Source organism: Pseudomonas farsensis, assembly GCF_014268805.2.
Lineage (GTDB): Bacteria > Pseudomonadota > Gammaproteobacteria > Pseudomonadales > Pseudomonadaceae > Aquipseudomonas > Aquipseudomonas farsensis.
The window spans coordinates 1265277-1285168 of sequence record NZ_JABWRF020000002.1; the positions used below are offsets into that span (position 1 = coordinate 1265277).

The window sequence follows — 19892 nt, forward strand, 5'->3', positions numbered from 1 at the left end:
AATAAAACGGACTACTCTTGAATCAGGCGGTGAGCCAGCCCAGACGCTACTGGCTGATCCCGCATCGCACGCGCTTTGCCGTCCAGATCGTGCCTTCTTACCATTCTCTGCTGAGCACCAATCCGCTCTCCGCCTTTGGAGGCCACGCCAGTTGACGAAATTGCCCTGAAGCAATCCGCCGCTCAGTAAATGTTCTCGCATGAAAAAAAATATCTGCGAACAATTTGTATTTGTAACTTTGCGCTGCTGGAAAGCCATCCACAGAATCCCCTGATGAATATCGGCGCGACTAAACGCAAGGCTCGACTGGAAAAGGGGTTCACTATGGAGGCGGGCAACCTGTCCAAGCTCGAAAGATCGCAGCAACTGCCGTCTCTGGAACTACTGCACAAGCTCAGCCACGCGCTTGGCACGAAAACGTCTGAGCCGTATGCTGTCGCGGAATCCGAGTCGAAAGGTAGCGAAGAGGCTGCATCAGATCAGAGGAACGAGGTGATCTTGGTGCACCTGAACTTCCAGACGCTCATTCCAAGAATCGCAGGCTTGTCATCGAGTTCCTGAAGCTGCTCGGGCAGTCACAGGACGAATCCTGCTCAATCCTCAAGTATCCCCGTGCTTTCAACTCCAGGCCCGCAGAGCGGCTACCGAAAGAGTTGTGGTGGCGGTCCAGCTCAACGGGTCGTTACTGGTAGAGAAATAATGCAGATTGCCGCCAACGTATGGGCCAAGGTATGGGCTGGTTTTGGCTGTCTAAGTGGGAGCCCCGCAAATCAAGGCCTGTAGTAATTAAAAAGCCGGCTTGTGGCCGGCTTCTCGGGGACGGTTTTGGCTCATTTTTGATAAGCCGCAACCGCCTTAAACGGGTGGCAACATGGCCTGAAAAAGATGGCTGGCGGCTGTGTCGGCCGTCGCCAGGCCCTCTGTAATGCGGCTTGCACCATCAGGGGGCGTGATGTGGGCCGTAGCATACTCGGGCGCGCCAGCGATGCCCAGCAAAAATTGGTTCAGTGTGTTTCACCCTGGGCGACTCGGGCGTACGCATGACCACCAGAATACCCAGCCGACGATTTCCAGCTGCTGTTCCCGGCGTTGCGCGGTGGTGTAGCGCTCGGTCGGGTGGTTGAAGCGGTCGTGGCTGTGCAGGCACAAGATGCCGCCCGGGCTGCGGCTGAGCTGATGCACGCGCAGGCGACCATTGTGCAGCAGGGCGTAATATTCGCCATCCACCACCTTGCTGAAACTGCGGTCAACGGCCAGCAGCGTGCCTTGGGGCAACTGCGGCGCCAGGTTGTCTTCTGGCATTTCGATGCAGAAGCTGTGCTGCACCGCGATGCCCAGGCGCTTCAGCGCCTGTGGCGGGATCAGGGGGTGCAACTCGGTGGCATGCTCCAGCCGGCCTTGGTTCATGCGATAGAAGGGCACCGGCACCGCCGCCTGGGGCAGCTCGCCCAAGGGTAACGGCCGCTCTGGGATGGCCGCGTGCTGGGCGGCGGTGCGCAGGTCAATGTACTTGGGGCCTTCGCCATGGCTCAGCCAGCGCTGGCGCACACTGAACTGCTCGGCAACGTCCTCGAGACGGGCGAGCGGTACGCCGCGCCTGAACCAGTTGTTGATGTGCTGGGCCGAGACCTTGCGCAGCGCCGCAAAGTCCGAAGGGGTCAGGTCGCACTCCAGCAGGAGGGCTTTAAGGCGTTCACCGGATGTATTCATGGCGATGAGTCTATCGCCGTCTTACGCGTTGATAAATGAACCGGTTGTGTAGGGAAATTGTAGGAACGTCGGGGAAATGTAGGCGGGCTCCTAGGCTTGTGTAGGAGTTTTCTGCAGACATAAAAAAGCCCCGCATAAGCAGGGCTCTTTGGGTTCAGCCGATCAGCCTTTGTAAGCTGCAACCGACTTGGTGATCGCTTCGCGGGCGGCGTCGGCGCCGGCCCAGCCTTCGATCTTGACCCACTTGCCCTTCTCCAGATCCTTGTAGTTGGCGAAGAAGTGCTCGATCTGCTGGATCAGCAGCGGCGGCAGGTCGGTGTATTCCTTCACGTCAACGTACAGCTGGCTCAGCTTGTCGTGCGGGACGGCGATGACCTTGGCGTCGCCGCCGCCGTCGTCGGTCATGTTCAGCACGCCAACCGGGCGGGCGCGGATGACCGAGCCTGGCGCTACCGGGTACGGGGTCACGACCAGCACGTCGAGGGGATCACCGTCGTCAGCCAGGGTGTTGGGGATGAAGCCATAGTTGGCCGGGTAGAACATCGGGGTGGCCATGAAGCGGTCGACGAACAGGGCGTCGCTGTCTTTGTCGATCTCGTATTTGATCGGCGCGTGGTTGGCCGGAATCTCGATCGCGACGTAGATGTCGTTCGGCAGGTCTTTGCCAGCCGGAATCTTGCTGTAGCTCATTGGGCAATGTCCCCGTGTTTGATCAAAAAAGTGGCGGCGATTATAGACACATTCCGCCAGTGCATGCCACGCCCGGCCTGATGTGTGGCGGGCCTCAGGCATGCTCCTGGCGATACGCCGGATGCTCCGCCAACAGGCGTGCCAGACGGCTCAGCGGGTCCTGGCGGTAGAACAGCGCGAGTTGTTGGTAGACCTTTGGATAAGCCTCGTGCAGCAGGTCGGGGGCGCTGAAGAAGTATTCGCTGGTGACGGCAAAGAACTCGGCCGGGTTTTCTGCGGCGTACGGGTCGATGGCGGTTTCGCAGTCCGGGTTGGCGTCGAGCTGGCGATTGAGGTCTTCATAGGCGTGTTGCATGGCACTTGCCCAGGCCTCGACCTGCATGCCTGTGTGCAAGGGCGGCAGGCCGTTGGCGTCGCCATTGAGCATGTCGAGCTTGTGCGCCAGCTCGTGGATGACCAGGTTGTAGGCTTCCCAGCCACCGCCGCTGCGCACGCCGTTCCAGGCCAGGATCACCGGGCCTTGCTGCCAGGCCTCGCCGCTGTGCTCGGCGTCCCACACGTGCTCGACGCCGCTGGCATCGCGATGGCGCTGCGGGCTCTTGAAATCGTCGGGGTAGAGAATGATCTCGTGAAACCCTTGGTACCAGTTCAGCTCGCCCAAGTGCAGCAGCGGCAGTTGCGCCTGGGCAGCAAGGTGCAGGCGCCCGGCGTCGTCCAGCTCGACGCCCGGCAGGGTGGTCAGGTGCTTGTCGTGCAAAAACAGGATGCAGGCTTCGCGCAGCCAGTGGTCTTCTTCGGCGCTGATGCCATCGAGCAGTGGCAGTTGCTCGCGCACTTGCTGCCACAGCTGTTCATCGAGCGGATAACGGGCCAGGGTGCGCCGGCGGCGCCAGGCGCTGAACGACCACATGGGCGCTTTAGTGGGCCTTGGCGGCGCGGCCAAAGCGGCCACGCAGCAGGCCGAGAATCATCGGCACCAGCGACAGGATGATGATTGCCACCACCATCAGCGACAGGTGCTGCTTGATGAACGGCACGTTGCCGAAGAAGTAGCCGAGGGTAACCAGGCCGCCGACCCATAGCAGGGAACCGGCGATGCTGAAGCCCAGAAAACGCGGGTAATGCATGTGGGCGATGCCGGCGACGAACGGGGCGAAAGTGCGCAGAATCGGCAGGAAGCGCGCCAGGGTGACGGTTTTGCCGCCATGGCGTTCGTAGAATTCGTGGGTGCGCTGCAGGTAGTCCTGGCGGAAGATTTTCGAGCGCGGGTTGCTGAACAAGCGTTCGCCTGCGGTGCGCCCAATCACGTAATTGGTGCTGTCACCGAGGATGGCCGCTGCCATCAGCAGGCCCGCCAGCAGGACCGGGTCCATGCCGCCACCGGCCGCCACGGCGCCGGCGATGAACAGCAGCGAGTCGCCTGGCAGGAACGGCATGATCACAAGGCCCGTTTCGCAGAAGATCACCGCGAACAGGATGGCGTAGATCCAGGGACCGTAGTTGGTGACCAGCAGATCGAGGTAGGCATCGAGATGCAGGATGAGGTCCAGCGGGTTGAAATCCATGTACAGCACCTGTGTTCTGGTCCCGCTACTACGGGCGCGCGATGACGGACGGCGTCTTGGGCGTGGGAGGGTTTACCGCTTGGTGGGTAACTTTTCGCACACGACAGGGAAAGGATTATACGGCGAAGCCCGGAAAGTGCCCGAGGAGTTTGTAGCGGGGGGTTACGACAAGGTAACGTCGGCCCGCTCTCACGCCGGGTTTTGGGGGCACGCTTATGTGCAGGCCTGTTCCGGCCTCATCGCAGGTTGTCGCCCGCTCCCACAGAGGCTGCGTCAGCTGCGATATTGGTGTCTGGCTCAAATCCTGTGGGAGCTGGCGCCAGCCTGCGATGAGGCCAAGACAGAGTTGTACAAAAACCATACCTAACAGTAGGGGTTTTAGTCCTGGCTGATCGGCAACACGTAGTTTTCGAACTCGGTGTCTTTGCGAAAGCCAATCGACTCGTAGGTCTTGCGCGCTACCTCGTTGTTGCTGCTGGTAGACACGCGCATGCGCACCGCGTTGGATTCGCGGGCCATCTTCTTGGCCTCGCGCATCAGGTGGTCGGCCACCAGCATGCGCCGCGAATCTTCAGCCACATAGATGTCGTTGAGAATCCACACGCGCTTGAGCGATAGCGACGAAAAACTGGGGTACAGCTGGCAGAAACCGAGCAACTTGTTGTCGTCATCAAGAGGCAGGGCCAGGTAGATGATCGACTCGCCACGCGTGATGCGTTTTTCCAGAAACGACCGTGAGCTGTCTGGGTAAGGCAGTTGGCCGTAGAACTCGCGGTACTTAACGAACAGCGGGGTGAGCAGGTCAAGGTGTTCCAGGGTTGCCTTGATGATGCGCATGGGCGGGCCTCAGAGTCCATTGGGAGATACGGCGGGTTGCCAGCAGCGTGTATGTCCCATGCTGCCGAAAGCACGCTGCAAGCGCAATCCGCCATCCATTACATGTTTTTTACCTGTCGCCGAGCAGGAAGTTTCCGTTTTTGCCGCCAGAACCTTCGTTTTCGATGCTGTGAACTTCGGCCTCATCCTTCAGGTTCACCCCGGACAGCTTGCGCTTGCATGCCTCGCGCATCAGGTACAGCAAGCGGTGCGCCGCCATGCCGTAGCTCAGGCCCTCAAGGCGCACGTTGGAGATGCAGTTGCGGTACGCATCGGTCAGGCCGACCTTGGGCGCGTAGGTGAAATACAGCCCAAGGCTGTCCGGCGAACTCAGGCCCGGGCGCTCGCCAATCAACATTACGGTCATGCGCGCATTGAGCAGTTGCCCCACTTCGTCGGCGACCGCCACCCGGCCTTGCTCCACCAGCACCACCGGGGCGCTGGTCCAGCCGTCGGCTGCGGCCTGCTCTTCAAAACGGCTCAGAAAGGGCAGGGTGTGGCGGTGCACGGCCAGCGCCGACAGGCCGTCGGCGACGACGATGGCGAGGTCGATGCCGCCGGGGTTGGCCTGGGCGTGCTCACGCAACCGTTGCGCCGACTCCTCATGCAGGCGGCGGCCCAGGTCGGGGCGTTGCAGGTACTGGTGGCGGTCGCTGGCTGCGCTGTGCAGCAGCAGGCTTTCGCGGCCACGGTCACTCAGTTGCTGGCGCAGGCCTTGGTGGTCGAACGCCAGGTGCACGGCATCGCGCGCCTGGGCGTGGGCGTACTGGAAGTCCAGTTGCGCGCCGGTCGGCAGGCTGATACCGGTGCGGCCCAGGGCGATGCGCGCCGGGGTCAGGTTGCGCAGCGCCAGCCAGGGGTTTTCGGCGGTGGGTGTGTGTCGGTCCATGGGGTTCCCCTATGCAAGCTGCGCCAGGGCCTGGCGGAAGGCCGGCGGCAGGTTGTCGCCAAAGCGGATGCGGCCATCGGCCTGGGTGAAGATGCCGGTGCGCGCCAGCCAGTCTTCGAACTCTGGCCCCGGGCGCAGGCCTAGGGTCTGACGAGCGTACAGCGCGTCATGGAACGAGGTGGTCTGGTAGTTGAGCATGATGTCGTCGGAGCCTGGGATACCCATGATGAAGTTGATGCCAGCCACGCCCAGCAGCGTCAGCAGGGTGTCCATGTCGTCCTGGTCGGCTTCGGCATGGTTGGTGTAGCAGATGTCGCAGCCCATCGGCACGCCGAGCAATTTGCCGCAGAAGTGGTCTTCGAGCCCTGCGCGGATGATCTGCTTGCCGTTGTACAGGTATTCCGGGCCGATGAAACCGACCACGGTGTTGACCAGAAACGGCTTGAAATGGCGGGCCACGGCGTAGGCGCGGGTTTCGCAGGTTTGCTGGTCGACGCCATGGTGGGCGTTGGCCGACAGCGCGCTGCCCTGGCCGGTCTCGAAGTACATCAGGTTCTGCCCGACCGTGCCGCGCTTGAGCGAAAGCCCCGCCTCGTAGCCTTCCTGCAGCACATTGAGGTTGATGCCAAAGCCTGCGTTGGCCGCCTCGGTGCCGGCGATGGACTGGAACACCAGGTCCAGCGGCACGCCGCGGTTGATCGCCTCGATCGAGGTGGTGACGTGGGTCAGCACGCACGACTGGGTGGGGATGTCGTAGCGCTGGATGATCGCATCGAGCATTTCCAGCAAGGCGCAGATCGACGAAATGCTGTCGGTGGCCGGGTTGATGCCGATCATGGCGTCCCCGTTGCCGTACAGCAGGCCATCGAGAATGCTGGCGGCGATGCCGGCCGGCTCATCGGTGGGGTGGTTGGGCTGCAAGCGCGTGGACAGCCGCCCGCGCAGGCCCATGGTGCCGCGAAACGCCGTGACCACACGGATTTTCTGCGCCACCAACACCAGGTCCTGCACCCGCATCAGCTTCGAAACAGCAGCGGCCATTTCGGGTGTCAGGCCGGGGGCCAGGGCGCGCAGGCTGTGTTCATCGGCATGCTCGCTGAGCAGCCAGTCACGCAGCCCGCCGACGGTCAGGTGGCTGACCGGGGCAAAGGCGCTGGCATCGTGGGTGTCGACGATCAGCCGGGTGACTTCGTCGTCTTCGTAGGGGATCAGCGCTTCGGTCAGAAAATGCTTGAGCGGGATATCGGCCAGCGCCATCTGCGCAGCCACCCGTTCGCCATCGTTGCTGGCGGCAACCCCGGCCAGATAGTCGCCAGAGCGCGCCGGGCTGGCCTTGGCCATGACCTCCTTGAGGCTGTCAAAGCGGTACAACTGGTTGCCTACGGTGTGTACGAATACTGCCATACAAACTCTCCAGGGCGCCGCAGGCCTGGCCTGCGGCGCAAATCGGCGATCAGTGCAGGGCTTCTTCGGCCTGCTGGATCGCGGCAAATTCCTCTTCCGGCGTGCCGGCTACCAAGTGGTGGCGGCTGTAGAAGGCGAAGTAGGCGATGAGCACGGCGTAGATCACCGCTGCACCGATCACCACCCGAGGGTCGACCAGGAAGCCTGCCACCACGGCGATGCACGCCAGCACCAGGGCTACGCCGGAGGTGAAGATGCCGCCTGGGGTGCGGTACGGGCGGTCCATCTTCGGCCGACGGATGCGCAGGGTGATGTGCGCGGCCATCATCAGCACATAGGACAGCGTAGCGCCGAAAACCGCCACTAGAATCAGCAGGTCACCTTGGCCGGTCAGCGACAGGGCAAAACCGATGATGCCGGGGATGATCAGCGCCAGTACCGGCGCCTTGCTCTTGTTGGTCTGTGACAGCTTGCGCGGCAGGTAGCCCGCACGCGACAGCGCGAAGATCTGCCGGGAGTAGGCGTAGATAATCGAGAAGAAGCTGGCGATCAGGCCGGCCAAGCCAACCAGGTTGACGAAGCCGCCCATCCAGGTCGAACCGCCGTAGGCCTTGGACAGCGCCTCGACCAGCGGGTTACCCGATGCCTTGAGCGCATCGGCACCTGCACCGCCTGGGCCGACCACCAGAATCAGCAGGGCGAAGGCCAGCAGTACCAGCATCGCGCCGATCAGGCCGCGCGGCAGGTCGCGTTTGGGGTTCTTGGTTTCTTCAGCGGCCAGCGGCACGCCTTCGACGGCGAGGAAGAACCAGATGGCATAGGGGATCGCTGCCCACACGCCGACATAGCCGAACGGCAGGAAGCTGCTTGCACCAACGGCGTCGGTCTTGGCGATGTCGAACAGATTGGCTGCATCAAAATGGGGCACCATGCCGATCAGGAACACGGCCAGGGCGATGGCGGCGACGGCGGTGATGATGAACATCAGTTTCAATGCTTCACCCACGCCAAAAATGTGGATGCCGATAAACACGATGTAGAACGCCAGGTAGATCATCCAGCCGCCGATACCGAACAGCGACTCGCAGTACGCGCCGATGAACACGGCGATGGCGGCGGGGGCAATGGCGTATTCGATGAGGATCGCGGTGCCGGTGAGGAACCCGCCCCATGGCCCGAAGGCGCTGCGGGCAAAGCCGTAGCCGCCGCCAGCGGTGGGGATCATCGAGGACAGTTCGGCCAGCGAGAAGCACATGCACAGGTACATGGTGGCCATCAGCAGGGTGGCGAGGAACATGCCGCCCCAGCCGCCCTGGGCCAGGCCGAAGTTCCAGCCGGCATAGTCGCCGGAGATCACGTAGGCCACACCCAGGCCCACCAGCAGCACCCAGCCGGCGGCGCCTTTTTTCAGTTCACGTTGCTGGAAATAGTCCGAGCCTACTTTTTCGAAGTCGACGGACGCGTTGGCCGGCGTACCGGCGGAATGTTCGCTTGGCATGGATTCACCTGTTCTTTTTTTTGGTGGCCGGGTGGGATTCCGGCCCTTGGTGATAGGTACTGCAGGAAGCGAGCCAGAGCGGTTGGTGCACGCGAACCGCTTCTGGATTGACGGGCCCTTCGCGGGGCAAGCCCGCTCCCACAAGAGCAGCATTCAACCGTTCTGTGGGAGCGGGCTTGCCCCGCGATCAGAACCCTTTAGAAGAAGCCCAGCGGGTTGATGTCGTAGCTCACCAGCAGGTTTTTGGTCTGCTGGTAGTGGTCGAGCATCATCTTGTGGGTTTCGCGGCCGACGCCGGACTTCTTGTAGCCACCAAACGCGGCATGCGCCGGGTACAGGTGGTAGCAGTTGGTCCACACGCGGCCGGCCTTGATGCCACGGCCCATGCGGTAGGCGCGGTTGATGTCGCGGGTCCAGACACCAGCGCCCAGGCCGAACTCGGTGTCGTTGGCAATCGCCAGCGCCTCGGCTTCATCCTTGAAGGTGGTGACGCTGACCACCGGGCCAAAGATCTCTTCCTGGAACACGCGCATCTTGTTGTTGCCCTTGAGCAGCGTCGGCTGGATGTAATAGCCGGTGGCCAGGGCACCTTCGAGTTTTTCCACCTTGCCGCCGGTGAGCAGCTCGGCGCCTTCTTCCTGGGCAATCTGCAGGTACGACTGGATCTTCTCGAACTGCTGCTGCGAGGCCTGGGCGCCGACCATGGTGTCGGTATCCAGCGGGTCGCCGCGCTTGATCTGCAGCACCTTCTTCATCACCACTTCCATGAACTGCGGGTAGATCGACTCCTGTACCAGCGCGCGCGACGGGCAGGTACACACCTCGCCCTGGTTGAAGAACGCCAGCACCAGGCCTTCGGCAGCCTTGTCGATGAACGCCGGCTCCGCCTGCATGATGTCTTCGAAGTACACGTTGGGCGATTTGCCGCCCAGCTCGACGGTGGACGGAATGATGTTCTCGGCAGCGCACTTCATGATGTGCGAGCCCACCGGCGTGGAGCCGGTGAATGCGATCTTGGCGATGCGCTTGCTGGTGGCCAGCGCCTCACCGGCTTCGCGGCCATACCCCTGCACCACGTTGAGCACGCCCTTGGGCAGCAAGTCGCCGATCAGCTCCATCAGCACGGTGATGCCCAGCGGCGTCTGTTCGGCCGGCTTGAGCACCACGCAGTTACCCGCGGCCAAGGCCGGGGCGAGCTTCCAGGCGGCCATCAGCAGCGGGAAGTTCCATGGGATGATCTGGCCGACCACGCCCAGCGGTTCGTGGATGTGGTAGGCCACGGTGTTTTCGTTGATTTCGGCAGCGCCGCCTTCCTGGGCGCGCAGGCAGCCGGCGAAGTAGCGGAAGTGGTCGACGGCCAGGGGAATGTCGGCGTTGAGGGTTTCGCGGACCGGCTTGCCGTTGTCCCAGGTTTCGGTGATGGCCAGCACTTCGAGGTTTTGCTCGATGCGGTCGGCGATGCGCAGCAGGACGTTGGAGCGGTCCTGCACCGAGGTACGGCCCCAAGCGTCGGCGGCGGCGTGGGCGGCATCGAGGGCCTTGTCGATGTCTTCGGCGCTGGAGCGCGGGAATTCGGCAATCGGCTGGCCGTTCACAGGCGAGGTGTTGGTGAAATATTCACCCTTTACCGGAGGAACGAACTCACCGCCGATGTAGTTGCCGTAGCGGCTCTTGAAGGAAACCTTCGCGCCTTCGGTACCGGGATGTGCGTAACGCATGATGTGTCTCCAGTTCTTTGTGATTGTTGCGGAGTTTCAAAGCGTAGAGCAAAGGTCGGGCCAGCGCCTTGCAGCCTTTACGAATCAATGACTTGGGTCAGTTTTGCGGCGCGGGTTGCGCCGCGCTGTGCCAGGGGTGGTACGTACTGGGTGACACTTTGTGCCGTTGACGACACAGCCTGACCCGGTGCCATTGCAAAGCTTCCCTGCCTGGAGGATGCTGGGGCACGCTCTATCTGCGGAGAACAAAAAAAATGCAGAGCAACTCGTTCAGCCGCCATGCCCAGCAAGTACTGACCGTGGCCCACGGCCAGGCCAGCGGGCCGGGCAGCGACCCTTCCATTGCCCGCTCCTGGCTGCGTTGCCTTGAGGATTACCACCTCGACCCCGCGCGCGCCCAGGCCCCGGTTGTGCTTGAGCACGGCCGCCTGCTCGAAAGCCGCGAAAGCCTGCACCAGGTGTTGCAGATCGCCGACCCTGAAATGAACAGCCTGCACCAGCAGCTTTCCGGGGCCGGCCATGCGGTGCTGCTGACCGATGCCCGTGGGGTGATCCTCAACTGCGTCACCGCACCCAGCGAGCGGCGCATCTTCGAGCGCGCCGGGCTGTGGCTGGGCGCAGACTGGAGCGAGGCGCGCGAGGGCACCAACGGCATCGGCACCTGCCTGGTGGAACGTCAGGCCCTGACCATTCACCAGGACGAACACTTCCGTGGCCGTCACACCGGCCTGACCTGTTCATCGAGCCCGGTCTTCGACCCCCATGGCGAGCTGCTGGCGGTGCTCGATGTGTCCTCGGCGCGGGCCGATGTGTCGCGGCAAAGCCAGTTCCACACCATGGCGCTGGTCAACCTGTCGGCCAAGATGATCGAGAGCTGTTATTTCCTGCGCCAGTTCGAGCAGCACTGGCTGCTGCGCTTTCATCTGCAGGCCGAGTCGGTGGGGCTGTTCAGCGAAGGCTTGCTGGCGTTCGATGGCGACGGGCGTATTCATGCGGCCAACCAGAGTGCGCTGAACCTGTTGGGTACTGTGCGCGGTGGTGTGCTGGGCCAGCCGCTGGAGCTGTTCTTTGCCTGTAGCCATGACGAGCTGTTCAGCCGCGCCACCGCCCACGGCAGCACCGCCTGGCCGCTGCGTACCCGCGACGGGCGCCAGGTGTTCGCAAGCCTGCGGGGCCGGGCGCAGGCGCCGCAGTGGTCGCTGCCACAGGCATTGCCTGCGGCTGCCTTGCCCAGTGCCGAGCCCGGCATCTGTCTGCTCGACCCAGCCCTGCAGCACCAACTCCAGCGCGCCGTACGCGTATTCGAACGTGACGTGCCGTTGTTGCTGCGCGGTGAAACCGGCTGCGGCAAAGAAGCCTTTGCCCAGGCCGTGCACCAGGCCAGCGCGCGCCGGCTCAAGCCATTCGTGGCCATCAACTGTGCCTCCATTCCCGAAAGCCTGATCGAGAGCGAGCTGTTCGGTTACCGCGGCGGCAGCTTCACCGGTGCACGCAAGGAAGGCATGCGCGGCAAGCTGTTGCAGGCCGACGGCGGCACCTTGCTGCTGGATGAAATCGGCGACATGCCGCTGGCGCTGCAAACCCGGTTGCTGCGGGTGCTCGAAGAGCGCCAGGTGGTGCCGATTGGCGGCGAACCGCAGCCTGTTGATGTGCGCATCATCAGCGCCACGCACCGCGATTTGCTGGAGCGGGTCGCACAGGGCAGTTTCCGCGAAGACCTGTATTACCGCCTCAATGGGCTGGAAGTGCCGTTGCCGGCTGTGCGCGAGCGCAGCGACAAGGCGCAACTGCTGGAGTTTCTGTTGCAACAAGAGGCGCAAGGCCAACCCATCGCCCTCGAACCTGCGGCGCGCCAGGCGTTGCTGAGCTTTGCCTGGCCGGGCAACGTGCGGCAGATGCGCAACGTACTACGGACCGTGGCAGCGCTGTGTGACGACGGTCGGGTCGAGTACCACGACCTGCCCCAGGTCGTGCGCAGCGTGGGCGCGGGCTTGCCCGGCGATGACGCCCGCTCGGCCACCCTTGAACCCCCTGCCGGTGCCATCGCCGGGCAAGCCCGCTGCGACAGCCTTGAGCACGCCGAGCGCGCTGCGTTGCTCGGCATTCTCGAGGCAAAACGCTGGCATTTGACCCAGGTCGCCGAGCACCTGGGCATCAGCCGCAACACCCTGTATCGGAAACTGCGCAAACACGGCATCGCCAGGGCCGGCTAAGCGAAACAGCGGGTGCGATTTCCCTCGCCCTGGGCTACCCTGCCTCGATGTTTTGCGAGGTCGATCATGCACATTCACATTCTCGGTATTTGCGGCACTTTCATGGGCTCGCTGGCGGTGCTGGCCAAGGACCTTGGCCACCGCGTCAGCGGCTGCGACGCCAACGTCTATCCCCCCATGAGCACCCAGCTCGAAGCCCAGGGCATCGAGCTGATCCAAGGTTACGACCCCGCCCAGCTGGACCCTGCGCCAGACCTGGTGGTGATCGGCAACGCCATGTCGCGCGGCAACCCCGCCGTTGAGTACGTACTGAACAAGGGCCTGCCTTATGTGTCCGGCCCGCAGTGGCTGGCCGACCATGTGTTGCAGGGCCGCTGGGTGCTGGCCGTGGCCGGTACCCACGGCAAGACCACCACCAGCAGCATGCTGGCCTGGGTGCTGGAGCACGCCGGCATGAGCCCGGGCTTCCTGATCGGCGGTGTGCCGCAGAACTTCTCGGTGTCGGCGCGCCTGGGTGGTACGCCGTTCTTCGTGGTCGAGGCCGACGAATACGACAGCGCCTTCTTCGACAAGCGTTCGAAGTTCGTGCACTACCACCCGCGCACGGCGATCCTCAACAACCTTGAGTTCGACCATGCAGATATCTTCCCGGACCTTGCCGCTATCGAGCGTCAGTTCCACCACCTGGTGCGGACCATCCCGAGCGAAGGCCTGGTCATTCACCCCACCACCGAGCCTGCGCTAGAGCGGGTGATTGGCATGGGGTGCTGGACCCCGGTGCAAACCACCGGCGCCGGCGGCCAGTGGCAGGCGCGCCTGCTCAGCCCCGACGGCTCGCGCTTCGAAGTGTTGTTCGAGGGTGAGGCCCAAGGCGTGGTGGACTGGGGCATGACCGGCCAGCACAACGTGGCCAACGCCCTCGCCACGCTGGCGGCGGCGCGCCATGTTGGCGTGGTACCCGCCATGGCCATCGAAGGCCTGAGCGCGTTCAAGAGCGTCAAACGGCGTATGGAAAAGGTCGCCGAAGTGCAGGGCGTGACCATCTACGATGACTTCGCCCACCACCCGACTGCCATCGCCACCACCCTCGACGGCCTGCGCAAGCGCGTCGGCGAGGCGCCGGTGATTGCCGTGATCGAACCGCGCTCCAACTCCATGAAGCTGGGCGCGCACCGCGACGGCTTGCCGGAAAGCGTCAACGATGCCGACCAGGTGATCTGGTACGCGCCGCCCAACCTGGGTTGGGACCTGGCGGGTACTGCCGCCGAATGCACCGTGCCGAGCGTGGTTGCCGACAGCCTCGAGGCGATTATCGAGCGCATCAAGGGCCAGGCCCGCCCTGGCACCCATGTGGTGATCATGAGCAACGGCGGCTTTGGCGGCCTGCACGGCAAGCTCGCCGAGGCGCTCAAGTGAGCGGCCCGGAACGCATCACCCTGGCCATGACCGGCGCCTCCGGCGCGCAATATGGCCTGCGCCTGCTCGACTGCCTGGTGCGCGAAGACCGCGAGGTGCACTTTCTCATCTCCAAGGCCGCGCAACTGGTGATGTCCACCGAGACTGACGTGGTGCTGCCGGCCAAGCCGCAGGGCATGCAGGCTTTTCTGACCGAATACACCGGCGCTGCCGCTGGGCAGATCCGCGTGTACGGTAAAGAGGACTGGATGTCGCCGGTAGCGTCGGGGTCTGGCGCGCCGGCGGCGATGGTCGTAGTGCCGTGCTCCACAGGCACGCTGTCGGCGATTGCCACCGGGGCCTGCAACAACCTGATCGAGCGCGCTGCCGACGTCACCTTGAAAGAGCGTCGGCAGTTGATTCTGGTGCCGCGCGAGGCGCCGTTCTCGACCATTCACCTTGAGAACATGCTCAAGCTGTCGCAGATGGGCGCGGTGATTCTGCCGGCAGCGCCGGGGTTCTATCACCAGCCGCAGACCATCGACGACCTGGTCGATTTTGTCGTGGCGCGGGTGCTCAACCTGCTGGACATCCCCCAGGACATGCTGCCGCGTTGGGGCGAGCATCACTACGGGGCTGAGGAGTGAAAAAGCCGCTGCTGGCGCTGCTGATGCTGGTCGCGCTGGGCGGTTGCGCCACGGTGCGCACGCTTGATGCCAACAAGCCGGGGGCGCCTGTGGTGTACGCCGGCACCCGGTTGGACCTGTATGCGATGAACGGCGGCTGCTGCCCGCTGGACCGCTTCGGGGCGCAGGCCCCGGCGTGGCCTGGGCTGGACCTGCCGGGCAGTGCGCTGCTCGATACCCTGCTGCTGCCGCTGTCGCTGCTGACCGCGGCGGGGGTGGGGTTCAACGCAACCGGCGGGCTATAACCGTATCGCATTGGCTCGGTAGTCCGGGTGAACCTGTTCTGGCCTCATCGCAGGCTGGCGCCAGCTCCCACAGTGATCTGAGCCAGATATCAATATCGCGACACAAGGCCGCTCCTACACTGACCGCGTAAAACGGCACCGATATAGCGACAAGCCACATTCTGTGGGAGCTGGCGATAGCCTGCGATGAGGCCCGAACAGTAAGACCTAGTTCTTGCCCAGCCTGCGCAATTCATCCGACTCGATCACCCGCACGCCGTCTTCCTCCTCCAGCGCCAAACGCCACAGCGCCCGGGCCAGGGTGCAGGCTTCGATGCCGCGATATTTGCCCGGAATCAACTTGGAAAACGGCGCCGCCAGGGTTTCGCCAAGGCGCGGCTCTAGCCGTTCGCCCAGCAACAGCGACGGCCGCACGATGGTCAGTTGTGGCCAGTCCTGCTGCCTGAGCGCCTGCTCCATCTCGCCTTTGACCCGGTTATAGAACACCGACGATTTCGGGTCCGCCCCCAGCGCACTGACCACCAGCAGGTGCCGCGCGCCCATTTCCCTGGCGCGCTTGCTGAAGGCCACCACCATGTCCAGGTCGACTGCGCGAAACGCCGTCTCGGAACCTGCCTGTTTGAGCGTGGTACCCAGGCAGCAGAAAGCGATATCGACCCTGCCACCGAGCTGCGGCAGAAATACCGCAGGGTCGCCCACTGGGTTTTCCAGGTGCGGATGTTCGGCCAGCGGGCGGCGGGTCGGCGCCAGCACGCGGCTGATGGTGGGCTCGTTGAGCAGGCGGTCGAGCAGGTGTTCACCTGTCAGACCCGTGGCACCGGCAAGCAGGACATGCTGAGGCGTCAAGTACATGATGTCTCTCCCTTGTTACAACACAGCTTAGTGGGCGCGAGGTGTTTTTGCCTGCGCCCCGGCTGCAGGCTGGGCTTCATTGCGCAACGCGGTTTCGGCCTGTTGCTTGCGTAACCGCTGCCAGTGGGCAAGCACCGCTGGCGGTGCCCAGAGCTGCGGCTCGGATGCTTCAAACCCTTCCCGTCGTTCCCTTTCGGCAACGCTTTGCCGCGCCAGTTCAAACGCCTGTTTCAGGTCGTCGGTCTGGTTCAGTGCCTGGGCGAACAAGGCATCGCCGAAATAGGTGAAGTCGGCCTCTTCCGAGCAGCCGAACGACACCCGGTCGGGGCGCGCGGCGGTCATGATCAGGGTCCGGTCATCCTTGAGCGGGGCGATATAGCCCCCGGAATAACAGGCTGAAATGACAATCACCTTGTCGCGGTTCTTCAGCGGCGCCAGGGCGCTGGCCAGCTCGCGGGCGGACAGGTCGGCCAGTTGCAGGCGCGGCTGGTCGAGTACCAGTTGGTGGTCCTGGCTGCCGTGGCTGGTCAGGTAGATGAATACAAGGTCCTCGGAACCTGTGCGTTCGGCGAGCACCCGCGCGGCACGGCCAAGGCTCTCGCGGGTGGCCATGGGGCGGTCGGCCATATGGTCGCGGTGGTTGACCAGCGTTACCTGGCCATAGGCGCCAAAACGCACCTTGAGCATGTTGCTGACGTAATCGGCCTCGCGCATGAACACGCTCTGCTGGCCGTCCCCGGCCACCACCAGGCTGTAAAGCTGCACCGGCGGCACCGATGCCGGCACCTTGGCCAGCGCCTCGTCGAGCAGCTTGCCTTGCTTGAGCAGGGCAAGGTCCAGCGGGTCGGGCAGGGCCTTGCCTTGCTCGTCGCGGATGCGCACGCCGTTGGCCCAGTAACCGGCTTCAACTTGCCCGTCGGGCTGGGTCAGGCGCCCTTGGCCTTGATAGACATCATCACGCAAGCCGCCGCTGTAGTGGCTGCCATCGGCCAGTTGCAGGGTGCCCATGCCGTTGAAGCGCCAATCGCGAAAGCCGCCTTTGTACTGGCTGCCGTCGCTGCCCAGCAGTTCGCCTTCGCCCACCAGCGAGCCGTCCTTGAAATGGCCGATCCATACGTCACCGTCGGCGCTTTCGTATCGGCCACGGCCTTCCAGGCGGTTGTCCTTGAAATCACCGATGTACTGCTCGCCGTCGGCGCTGTCGTAAGTGCCGGCGCCTTGCAGTTGGCCATCGACGAAGGTGCCGCCATAGCGGTTGCCGGCGGCATCGCTGCGCACCCCGGCGCCGTTTGGCTTGCCGTTGGCGAACAGGCCTTGGTAGCGGCTGCCATCGGCAAGCTCAAGCTGGCCTGCGCCGTGGTACTGGTCGTCCTTGAACTGGCCGCTGTAGGTCTGGTCGTTCTGCTTGAGGGTGCCTTCGCCATCGCGGCGGCCATGCTTGAAAGTGCCGGCATAGCGGCTGCCCGGTGTGGTCAGCTCGCCCAGCCCTTCGAACAGCCCTTGGCTGAACTGGCCGCGATAGACTTCGCCGTTGCTGCCGTGCCATTCGCCCTGGCCGTGCCACTGGCCGTCCTTGAAAGCGCCGGCGTACCAACTGCCGTTGGGGTAGTCGATACGCCCCTCTCCCTGCAGCAGGCCATCGACCACCTGGCCTCGATAGCGCCCGCCGTCGGGCAGGCGGGCGTCGGGTGGCGATAGCGGTTCACCGTCGCCACAGGCAGTGAGCAGCAGGGCAAAGGTCAGGGGGAGCAAAGGGCGCATGGCGTTTTCCGGGTGGAACGATGCGCCGAGTATGCCGCACCGGCCTCATTGCAGGCTATTGCCAGCCTGCGATGAGCCGGTTGCCGTCAAACGAAGCAGAGCGACAGCGGTTCGGCGATGTAGGCCGGTTTCTCTTCGCCTTGGATTTCCAGCGTGGCAGTAGCCTTGAGCAGCCACTGGCCGGGCTTTTTCTCGGTGACCTCTTTGAGTTCCACCTTCAGCCGCACCTGGCTGTCGACCTTGACCGGCTGGATGAAGCGCACGCTGTCCAGCCCGTAGTTGACCACCATCTTCAAGCCTTCAGGCAGCACGAGGATGTCTTCCATCAGCTTGGGGATCAGCGACAACGTCAGAAAACCATGGGCGATGGTGCTGCCGAACGGGGTTTTGGCGGCCTTGGCCGGGTCGACGTGGATGAACTGGAAATCACCGGTGGCCTCGGCGAACAGGTTGATGCGCTGCTGGTCGATCTTCAGCCACTCGGAATGGCCCAACTCCTTGCCCACATATTGCGAAAGCTCTGTAACCGGTACATAAGGCATCGCGACTCTCCAGGTTGTCATTTGGCACGAGGGTGCAAGATCAGCACGCCGAACCGTTTCAGTCAAGTTGAGGGTTTTTCGGCGAATATCGCCTTATAGCCACTTGCTTAGCGTGCTTATAATGGCCACCTGCTTTGGGGAGGTCCGTATGTTGTTGCGTGGTTTGACCTGGCTGGTGCTGTTCCAGCTGCTGGGAACGGCGATCAATCACCTGTTCCTGCCTATCCTGCCTGGGCCGATCATCGGCCTGTTGCTGCTGTTGGCTTACCTGATGATGCGCGGCGAAGTGGGCAAGCCGCTGAACGAGGCGGCCAGCAGCCTGCTGCGTTATCTGCCATTGCTGCTGGTGCCGCCGGCGGTCGGGGTGATGGTGTACGCAAGCGACATCGCTGCCGATTTCTGGGCCATCGTCGGCGCGCTGTTTATTTCCTGCCTGTTGACCCTGGTGTTCGTCGGCGTGCTGATGCAAAAGCTCATCCAGCGCCAGGCCCGGCGGGAGGAGCGGCGATGATCTTCGACTGGCACGGCGCCCTTGAGGCGGTCATTCATCACCCGTTGTTCGGCATTGGTGTCACCCTGGCGGCCTACCAATTGGTGCTGGCGGCCTACGACAAAACCCGCTGGATCTTCCTGCAACCGGTGTTGGTATCGATGCTGGTGGTGATCGCTGTGCTGCTGGTGTGCGGCATCGACTACGCCGAGTACCGCAAGAGCACCGAGATCATGAACATTCTGCTCGGCCCTGCCACCGTGGCGCTGGCGGTGCCGCTGTACCTGAACCTGCGGCGCATTCGCCAACTGTTCTGGCCGACCTTTACTACGCTGGTACTCGGGGGGCTGTTCGCCACCGTGGCCTGCGTGGCGCTGGGGTGGTGGTTCGGTGCCGAGCACATGATCCTGATGACCATGGCGCCCAAGTCGGTGACGTCGCCCATTGCCATGCTGGTGGCTGAACAGATTGGCGGCGTCGCGGCGCTGGCGGCGGTGTTCGTGTTGATCACCGGGGTTGTCGGGGCGATCTTCGGCCCGGCGCTGCTTAGCCGCTTCGGCGTGCTCAGCCCCGAGGCGCGCGGCATGGCGCTGGGCGTCACGGCCCATGCGGTGGGCACTTCCGTGGCCTTGCAGGAAGGGGATGAATGCGGCGCTTTTGCCGCGTTGGCAATGAGCCTGATGGGTGTGGCCACAGCGGTGTTCCTGCCGTTGGCGGTCAGCCTGGTGGCTTGAGGACAGGACATGACGCTACCGCTGTTTCCGCTCAATACCGTGTTGTTTCCTGGCTGCCTGCTTGATTTGCAGATATTCGAGGCGCGTTACCTGGACATGATTGGCCGCTGCATGAAGCAGGGCGAAGGGTTTGGCGTGGTGTGCATTCTTGAAGGCGAGCAGGTGGGCAAGGCGCCGCCGCTGATTGCCTCGGTCGGCTGCGAAGCGCTGATCCGCGATTTCGAGCAGCAGGACAACGGCCTGCTGGGTATTCGAGTCGAGGGCGTGCGGCGTTTTCGCGTCGAGCAGACCGAGGTGCGCAAGGACCAGCTACTGACCGCTGAAGTGCATTGGCTGCCAGAGCTTGCCGATACCCCGCTGCAAGAAGACGACGATGACCTGCTGGCGCTGCTGGTAGCGCTTGGCGAGCACCCGATGGTGAAGGCGCTGGGCATGCCGCGCGATGTCGATGGCCGCCAGGCGCTGGCCAATCAGCTGGCCTACCTGCTGCCGTTCATGGAGCAGGACAAGGTTGACCTGCTGGCGATGGACTCCCCGCAGGCCCGGCTGCAAGCCATCCAGACGCTGCTGGAGCGGATGCAAGGCGAGTTGTTTGCCTGACCGTGCGCTGGCCTGTGTAGGAGC

20 protein-coding genes are annotated in these 19892 nt (G+C 63.5%); 8 read left to right on the forward strand and 12 right to left on the reverse strand.

What is annotated here, in order from left to right; all coding sequences use genetic code 11:
- Positions 1–189: 189 nt before the first annotated feature.
- A complete protein-coding gene (locus HU719_RS15040; RefSeq protein ID WP_225917235.1) occupies positions 190–561 on the forward strand; it encodes a helix-turn-helix domain-containing protein in 372 nt (123 codons plus the stop codon).
- A gap of 453 nt (positions 562–1014) precedes the next feature.
- On the opposite strand, the gene HU719_RS15045 is transcribed toward HU719_RS15040, so the two are convergent.
- The 9 genes from HU719_RS15045 to exaC form a co-directional block, all read right to left on the reverse strand.
- Positions 1015–1710, reverse strand: a complete 696-nt coding sequence (locus HU719_RS15045) for a LexA family transcriptional regulator (RefSeq protein WP_186519866.1) — start codon at positions 1708–1710, stop codon at positions 1015–1017.
- A 162-nt stretch (positions 1711–1872) separates the two neighbouring features.
- The gene (gene ppa / locus HU719_RS15050; protein ID WP_186519865.1) at positions 1873–2400 is read right to left on the reverse strand and encodes an inorganic diphosphatase; all 528 of its coding nucleotides are present in this window, start codon (positions 2398–2400) and stop codon (positions 1873–1875) included.
- A 94-nt stretch (positions 2401–2494) separates the two neighbouring features.
- Positions 2495–3310, reverse strand: coding sequence for a M90 family metallopeptidase (locus tag HU719_RS15055; protein ID WP_186534730.1), 816 nt, complete (start codon positions 3308–3310; stop codon positions 2495–2497).
- 7 nt (positions 3311–3317) lie between these two features.
- The gene (locus tag HU719_RS15060) at positions 3318–3965 is read right to left on the reverse strand and encodes a DedA family protein (protein ID WP_186519863.1); all 648 of its coding nucleotides are present in this window, start codon (positions 3963–3965) and stop codon (positions 3318–3320) included.
- Between the two features lie 378 nt (positions 3966–4343).
- The gene (locus tag HU719_RS15065) at positions 4344–4802 is read right to left on the reverse strand and encodes a GNAT family N-acetyltransferase (protein WP_186519862.1); all 459 of its coding nucleotides are present in this window, start codon (positions 4800–4802) and stop codon (positions 4344–4346) included.
- A gap of 109 nt (positions 4803–4911) precedes the next feature.
- Positions 4912–5730: an ethanolamine ammonia-lyase subunit EutC gene (gene eutC / locus HU719_RS15070; RefSeq protein ID WP_186534731.1), complete on the reverse strand. Its 819-nt coding sequence runs from the start codon at positions 5728–5730 to the stop codon at positions 4912–4914.
- A gap of 9 nt (positions 5731–5739) precedes the next feature.
- The gene (locus HU719_RS15075; protein ID WP_186519860.1) at positions 5740–7134 is read right to left on the reverse strand and encodes an ethanolamine ammonia-lyase subunit EutB; all 1395 of its coding nucleotides are present in this window, start codon (positions 7132–7134) and stop codon (positions 5740–5742) included.
- Between the two features lie 49 nt (positions 7135–7183).
- The gene (eat, locus tag HU719_RS15080; protein ID WP_186534732.1) at positions 7184–8632 is read right to left on the reverse strand and encodes an ethanolamine permease; all 1449 of its coding nucleotides are present in this window, start codon (positions 8630–8632) and stop codon (positions 7184–7186) included.
- Between the two features lie 197 nt (positions 8633–8829).
- Positions 8830–10350, reverse strand: a complete 1521-nt coding sequence (gene exaC / locus HU719_RS15085) for an acetaldehyde dehydrogenase ExaC (RefSeq protein ID WP_186519858.1) — start codon at positions 10348–10350, stop codon at positions 8830–8832.
- A gap of 254 nt (positions 10351–10604) precedes the next feature.
- Between exaC and HU719_RS15090 the strand changes: the two genes are divergently transcribed.
- From HU719_RS15090 to HU719_RS15105, 4 genes are all read left to right on the forward strand, one after another.
- A complete protein-coding gene (locus tag HU719_RS15090; RefSeq protein WP_186534733.1) occupies positions 10605–12563 on the forward strand; it encodes a sigma-54-dependent Fis family transcriptional regulator in 1959 nt (652 codons plus the stop codon).
- 66 nt (positions 12564–12629) lie between these two features.
- Positions 12630–13979: a UDP-N-acetylmuramate:L-alanyl-gamma-D-glutamyl-meso-diaminopimelate ligase gene (gene mpl, locus HU719_RS15095; RefSeq protein ID WP_186519856.1), complete on the forward strand. Its 1350-nt coding sequence runs from the start codon at positions 12630–12632 to the stop codon at positions 13977–13979.
- The gene (ubiX, locus tag HU719_RS15100) at positions 13976–14605 is read left to right on the forward strand and encodes a flavin prenyltransferase UbiX (RefSeq protein WP_186534734.1); all 630 of its coding nucleotides are present in this window, start codon (positions 13976–13978) and stop codon (positions 14603–14605) included. The genes mpl and ubiX overlap by 4 nt, the downstream gene beginning before the upstream one ends.
- A 23-nt stretch (positions 14606–14628) precedes the next feature.
- Positions 14629–14889, forward strand: coding sequence for a YceK/YidQ family lipoprotein (locus tag HU719_RS15105; RefSeq protein ID WP_189659756.1), 261 nt, complete (start codon positions 14629–14631; stop codon positions 14887–14889).
- A 207-nt stretch (positions 14890–15096) separates the two neighbouring features.
- On the opposite strand, the gene HU719_RS15110 is transcribed toward HU719_RS15105, so the two are convergent.
- The 3 genes from HU719_RS15110 to HU719_RS15120 all read right to left on the reverse strand — a co-directional run bounded on the left by HU719_RS15110 (position 15097) and on the right by HU719_RS15120 (position 18044).
- Positions 15097–15741: an oxidoreductase gene (locus tag HU719_RS15110; protein WP_186519110.1), complete on the reverse strand. Its 645-nt coding sequence runs from the start codon at positions 15739–15741 to the stop codon at positions 15097–15099.
- Between the two features lie 27 nt (positions 15742–15768).
- Complete coding sequence (locus HU719_RS15115) at positions 15769–17502, reverse strand: C13 family peptidase (RefSeq protein ID WP_186534736.1); 1734 nt, start codon at positions 17500–17502, stop codon at positions 15769–15771.
- A gap of 86 nt (positions 17503–17588) precedes the next feature.
- Positions 17589–18044 (reverse strand): MaoC family dehydratase, encoded by a 456-nt coding sequence (locus tag HU719_RS15120; protein WP_186519114.1) that lies wholly within the window; start codon positions 18042–18044, stop codon positions 17589–17591.
- A 148-nt stretch (positions 18045–18192) separates the two neighbouring features.
- Here HU719_RS15120 and HU719_RS15125 point away from each other — a divergent pair, with 148 nt between their 5' ends.
- The 3 genes from HU719_RS15125 to HU719_RS15135 are packed head-to-tail and all read left to right on the forward strand — an operon-like array spanning position 18193 to position 19868.
- On the forward strand, positions 18193–18555 hold the full coding sequence (locus HU719_RS15125) for a CidA/LrgA family protein (RefSeq protein WP_186534737.1): 363 nt from the start codon (positions 18193–18195) through the stop codon (positions 18553–18555).
- On the forward strand, positions 18552–19268 hold the full coding sequence (locus HU719_RS15130) for an LrgB family protein (protein WP_186534738.1): 717 nt from the start codon (positions 18552–18554) through the stop codon (positions 19266–19268). The genes HU719_RS15125 and HU719_RS15130 overlap by 4 nt, the downstream gene beginning before the upstream one ends.
- Positions 19269–19277: 9 nt before the next feature.
- Positions 19278–19868 (forward strand): LON peptidase substrate-binding domain-containing protein, encoded by a 591-nt coding sequence (locus tag HU719_RS15135; RefSeq protein ID WP_186534739.1) that lies wholly within the window; start codon positions 19278–19280, stop codon positions 19866–19868.
- The last annotated feature ends 24 nt before the right edge of the window (positions 19869–19892 follow it).

What these genes read in the sequence shown, in the direction of transcription:
- HU719_RS15040 (WP_225917235.1), top strand. Translation starts at nt 190, where the DNA reads ATGTTCTCGCATGAAAAAAAATATCTGCGAACAATTTGTATTTGTAAC.
- HU719_RS15045 (WP_186519866.1), bottom strand. Translation starts at nt 1,710, where the DNA reads ATGAATACATCCGGTGAACGCCTTAAAGCCCTCCTGCTGGAGTGCGAC.
- ppa (WP_186519865.1), bottom strand. Translation starts at nt 2,400, where the DNA reads ATGAGCTACAGCAAGATTCCGGCTGGCAAAGACCTGCCGAACGACATC.
- HU719_RS15055 (WP_186534730.1), bottom strand. Translation starts at nt 3,310, where the DNA reads ATGTGGTCGTTCAGCGCCTGGCGCCGCCGGCGCACCCTGGCCCGTTAT.
- HU719_RS15060 (WP_186519863.1), bottom strand. Translation starts at nt 3,965, where the DNA reads ATGGATTTCAACCCGCTGGACCTCATCCTGCATCTCGATGCCTACCTC.
- HU719_RS15065 (WP_186519862.1), bottom strand. Translation starts at nt 4,802, where the DNA reads ATGCGCATCATCAAGGCAACCCTGGAACACCTTGACCTGCTCACCCCG.
- eutC (WP_186534731.1), bottom strand. Translation starts at nt 5,730, where the DNA reads ATGGACCGACACACACCCACCGCCGAAAACCCCTGGCTGGCGCTGCGC.
- HU719_RS15075 (WP_186519860.1), bottom strand. Translation starts at nt 7,134, where the DNA reads ATGGCAGTATTCGTACACACCGTAGGCAACCAGTTGTACCGCTTTGAC.
- eat (WP_186534732.1), bottom strand. Translation starts at nt 8,632, where the DNA reads ATGCCAAGCGAACATTCCGCCGGTACGCCGGCCAACGCGTCCGTCGAC.
- exaC (WP_186519858.1), bottom strand. Translation starts at nt 10,350, where the DNA reads ATGCGTTACGCACATCCCGGTACCGAAGGCGCGAAGGTTTCCTTCAAG.
- HU719_RS15090 (WP_186534733.1), top strand. Translation starts at nt 10,605, where the DNA reads ATGCAGAGCAACTCGTTCAGCCGCCATGCCCAGCAAGTACTGACCGTG.
- mpl (WP_186519856.1), top strand. Translation starts at nt 12,630, where the DNA reads ATGCACATTCACATTCTCGGTATTTGCGGCACTTTCATGGGCTCGCTG.
- HU719_RS15105 (WP_189659756.1), top strand. Translation starts at nt 14,629, where the DNA reads ATGCTGGTCGCGCTGGGCGGTTGCGCCACGGTGCGCACGCTTGATGCC.
- HU719_RS15110 (WP_186519110.1), bottom strand. Translation starts at nt 15,741, where the DNA reads ATGTACTTGACGCCTCAGCATGTCCTGCTTGCCGGTGCCACGGGTCTG.
- HU719_RS15115 (WP_186534736.1), bottom strand. Translation starts at nt 17,502, where the DNA reads ATGCGCCCTTTGCTCCCCCTGACCTTTGCCCTGCTGCTCACTGCCTGT.
- HU719_RS15120 (WP_186519114.1), bottom strand. Translation starts at nt 18,044, where the DNA reads ATGCCTTATGTACCGGTTACAGAGCTTTCGCAATATGTGGGCAAGGAG.
- HU719_RS15125 (WP_186534737.1), top strand. Translation starts at nt 18,193, where the DNA reads ATGTTGTTGCGTGGTTTGACCTGGCTGGTGCTGTTCCAGCTGCTGGGA.
- HU719_RS15130 (WP_186534738.1), top strand. Translation starts at nt 18,552, where the DNA reads ATGATCTTCGACTGGCACGGCGCCCTTGAGGCGGTCATTCATCACCCG.
- HU719_RS15135 (WP_186534739.1), top strand. Translation starts at nt 19,278, where the DNA reads ATGACGCTACCGCTGTTTCCGCTCAATACCGTGTTGTTTCCTGGCTGC.